Raw genomic sequence first — 3,545 nt, forward strand, 5'->3', positions numbered from 1 at the left:
GAGTCTGGCTGCCCCCTGCTTGATCTCTCATCAGGAGGACTTTGGTTTTTTGTCATTCATGAAGGTTGCCCCTCATGTGACGAGGTTGTCGACCATTGCTGATCGACGGCCCCGCGGGCGGTCTCGGCGTGCTGCGCTCGAGCGTGCTCGGGCGCAAAACCGGACCGTGCGGTTTCGTGGTCCGTGTTCCTGCTCTCCAGTTTTCAGGCAGCGAAGCTCCCCCACTCGCTCGTTGACCGAAGCCGCTGAGCCGGTCCGGCGAAACGGTGCCCTTGCTGGGCAGGCGTCGCGTCGGGTGTCCCGGGTGTTGGCCCGGTCGGGGGAGGCGGTATCTACTTGCGAACCAGACCCGAGTCAAGGTTGAGAAAGAACTTTTTGATTTTTTTCAGCTCGGGCGAGGCTCCTCGCCCGCTTGCAGGCGCCAGTCGTAGATTGGTTCACCTTGGGCAGCGGGCTGTTTTGTTGTTGGTCGCGTGGCGCGCCGGCGAAGACCGCCCGCGGCGCGCTACTCGGGAGCGGGCTCGGTGTCGTCCCCAAGGTTCTGTAGGCCCGTGCTGTCGTCGGGCTTGGGGCCGGTGGGCGCGGGTGGCTCGCCTGGATCGTGTTGTCCGCCAGGCGCGAGCGCGGGATCGGCACCGATCGGGCTGCCGCCGCCGCTCGCGGAGGGGGCGTCGACCTCGAGCGCGCTGTCGGGCGCGGCCTTGTCGTCGCCCTTGCGCCTGCCCTTGCGCTTGCCCTTGCGGCCGCGCTTCTTGGCGTTGGTCTCGTCGCCCTTGGCGTTGAGCACGCCCTCGTCCTGCGCGTGCTTCACCATCGCCTTGATCAGCGCGACGAGCTCGTCATCGGCCGGCATCAAATGATGATGGTAGGGCGGCTCGGACTCCACGTCCCAGCGCAGGAACAGCAGCATGATCTCGCCCTTGAGCGCGCCGGGCAGCTCGTCGACCCCGCCCACCTCGATCAGCAGCCGCTCAGGGGCGTCTTTGGGCAGCTTGCCCAGCAAGAACTCGCCGATCTCGACCTCGACGAACTGATCTTGGCGGCCCTGGTAGCGGCCGCGGCCCCACACCTGCTCGATGCGGACCAGCATCACGATGTCGGCGTGACCCAGCCGGGCCTGAAACAGCTGCTGATCCGTGACGTCGTTGGGCGCCCGGCCTTGCAGGTTGATCGCGGTGGGGGTGTAGGCGTCGTCGAACGCGATGGCCTTGCCCGACTCCCACGGCTGCGCGTCCTTGGGGGGCCGCAGCTCGCTGAGCGTGCCGCCCTTGTCGCGGTTTTTACAGCCGCCAGAGAACGAGACGGCCAGCACCGCGGCCAGCAGCGGGATGCGCAAGGATCGAGTCATCAATACACACCCCTGGCAGCCCATGGCGTCACGCGGGCGAGAGTAGCGCCCGGCGAAGCCCAAGGCGAGGGCCCGAGCGCGGCCTTCTCTTCTGAGTGCGCGAAGTTTCGTGGTAGCTCTGAGCCCGCCGTGACCATGCAAGTGATCCCACGTCCGACCGGCCTCGCTTCCTTCATCTCTCGCCAGCTTGGGCCAGGCTCGGCGCTGCTGGGAGCGACGGTGTTGCTCTCGCTCAGCGGGTGTCCAGCGGCGAGCCCTCAGCCGGGCAAGGCCGACGCCAAGCAAGCCGCGGGCAAGGGCCCGGCGCCCGCGGCCGGAGCCGACACCAAGCAGGCGCCGCCCGCCACCACCGCGGCGCCACCCGCCGCCGACGCCAGCTGCTGTCGCTACTGCTTTGTCGGCACCCCCTGCGGCGACGAGTGCACGGTCGAGGGCGAGACCTGCGACAAGCCCGAGGGGGAAGGCTGCGCGTGCACCAAGGACAAGCGGGTCGCTCGTGAATTTCGCAAGGGGTTCCGGCTGCCGCCCAAGTCCGGCCTGATCGGGCCCGACGTGTTCAACTACAACAAGTCGCAGGGTGACCCGATCGACGGGCCGTTCACGCTCGAGATGGCGTTCGAGGGCGAAGCCGAGCTGGCCGACGCCAGCAAGGGCAAGCTCACGGCGGTGTTCGAGACCAGCATGGGCACGTTCGAGTGCGAGCTCTACGAACACAAGGCGCCGCTGACGGTGGCGAACTTCGTCGGCCTCGCCCGCGGCGTGCGTCCGTTCTTGGATCCCCGCGACCGCAAGTCCGAGGAGTGGAAGAAGGCGCCCTACTACGACGGCACGATCTTCCACCGGGTGATCAAAGACTTCATGTTGCAGGGCGGCGATCCAACCGCGATGGGCGTCGGCACCCCCGGCTACTTCATCCCCGACGAGTTTGACCCCGAGCTGCGCCACAAGGGCCCCGGGTTCCTGTCGATGGCCAACCGCAACCCCTACGACCCGCGCACCAACAAGCCGATCTACGACGACGAGACCGGGCTGACGGTCGGCAACACTGGCAGCGCGCAGTTCTTCGTGACCGTCCGCGACACCATGGCGCTCAACGACCGCCACACGATCTTCGGGTTTTGCCCGGACCCCACCCTGCCGATCGAGATGTCCAAGGTCCGGACCCAGAGCCAGCCGATCCCCGACAAGCCGTTCGAGGACATCGTCATCAACAAGCTCAGCTTCAAGCGCCAGTAGGCTGTTTTCAGCTCGGGCGAGGCTGTTTTCAGCTCGGGCGAGGCTGTTTTCAGCTCGGGCGAGGCTGTTTTCAGCTCGGGCGAGGCTGTTTTCAGCTCGGGCGAGGCTCCTCGCCCGCTTGCAGGCGCCTGTCGTAGACTGGATCACCCCGGGCAGCAATCTTTTTCAGCTCGGGCGAGGCTCCTCGCCCGCTTGCAGGCGCCTGTCGTAGACTGGATCACCCCGGGCAGCGATCTTTTTCAGCTCGGGCGAGGCTGTTTTCAGCTCGGGCGAGGCTCCTCGCCCGCTTGCAGGCGCCTGTCGTAGACTGGATCACCCCGGGCAGCGATCTTTTTCAGCTCGGGCGAGGCTCCTCGCCCGCTTGCAGGCGCCTGTCGTAGACTGGATCACCCCGGGCAGCGATCTTTTTCAGCTCGGGCGAGGCTCCTCGCCCGCTTGCAGGCGCCAGTCGTAGACCGGTTCAGTTTCGGCAGCGATCTTCAGCGCGTCAGGCCGATGATGCGCCAGCTGCCGAAGCGCTTCTCGAGCATCAGGATCACCGAGTCGCCGCCGATCTCCACGACCGTGTAGAGCCGGCCCTCGCCCTCTTCGACGCCGGCCGGGACCGAGCCGAACTTCTTGCGCAGGCCGGCCGCGCTGTAGGTGCCGCCGACCTTCGGCGACTTGCCCGCGACCTCTTCGGACAGGGCCGCGAGCAGGCCCTCGAGCTCTTCTTTGGACTTGGCGGCGACCTTCGAGCCGGAGTGGAAGGGCAGCGCGCTGCGGTTGACCATGGTGATGATCTCGCCCTTGGCAAACGCCCGCGCCCAGTTCTTGGCGACCTGGATGGCCAGGGGATCGATGGTCTCGTCGGGTTTGCTCGGCTCGCCCGATTCTGCGGCGCCGGCCGAACCACCCGAGCCCGACCCCGACCCCGACCCCGAGCCCGACCCGGCGGCGCAGAATCGGGCGAGCCGAGCAA

At 67.2% G+C, this 3,545-nt stretch carries 2 protein-coding genes and 1 pseudogene; 1 reads left to right on the forward strand and 2 read right to left on the reverse strand.

What is annotated here, in order from left to right:
* Nucleotides 1-505: 505 nt before the first annotated feature.
* Nucleotides 506-1,348 (reverse strand): hypothetical protein, encoded by an 843-nt coding sequence (locus tag ENSA7_RS33370; RefSeq protein WP_146158432.1) that lies wholly within the window; start codon nucleotides 1,346-1,348, stop codon nucleotides 506-508.
* A 135-nt stretch (nucleotides 1,349-1,483) separates the two neighbouring features.
* On the opposite strand from ENSA7_RS33370, the gene ENSA7_RS45150 reads away from it, so the two are divergent.
* Nucleotides 1,484-2,584, forward strand: a complete 1,101-nt coding sequence (locus ENSA7_RS45150; RefSeq protein ID WP_244923999.1) for a peptidylprolyl isomerase — start codon at nucleotides 1,484-1,486, stop codon at nucleotides 2,582-2,584.
* A 479-nt stretch (nucleotides 2,585-3,063) separates the two neighbouring features.
* On the opposite strand, the pseudogene ENSA7_RS44485 reads toward ENSA7_RS45150, so the two are convergent.
* A pseudogene (locus ENSA7_RS44485) lies at nucleotides 3,064-3,545 on the reverse strand (hypothetical protein); the annotation flags it as partial.

Source organism: Enhygromyxa salina (genome assembly GCF_002994635.1).
GTDB classification, from domain to species: Bacteria; Myxococcota_A; Polyangia; order Nannocystales; family Nannocystaceae; genus Plesiocystis; species Plesiocystis salina_B.

What these genes read in the sequence shown, in the direction of transcription:
- ENSA7_RS33370 (WP_146158432.1), bottom strand. Translation starts at nt 1,348, where the DNA reads ATGACTCGATCCTTGCGCATCCCGCTGCTGGCCGCGGTGCTGGCCGTC.
- ENSA7_RS45150 (WP_244923999.1), top strand. Translation starts at nt 1,484, where the DNA reads ATGCAAGTGATCCCACGTCCGACCGGCCTCGCTTCCTTCATCTCTCGC.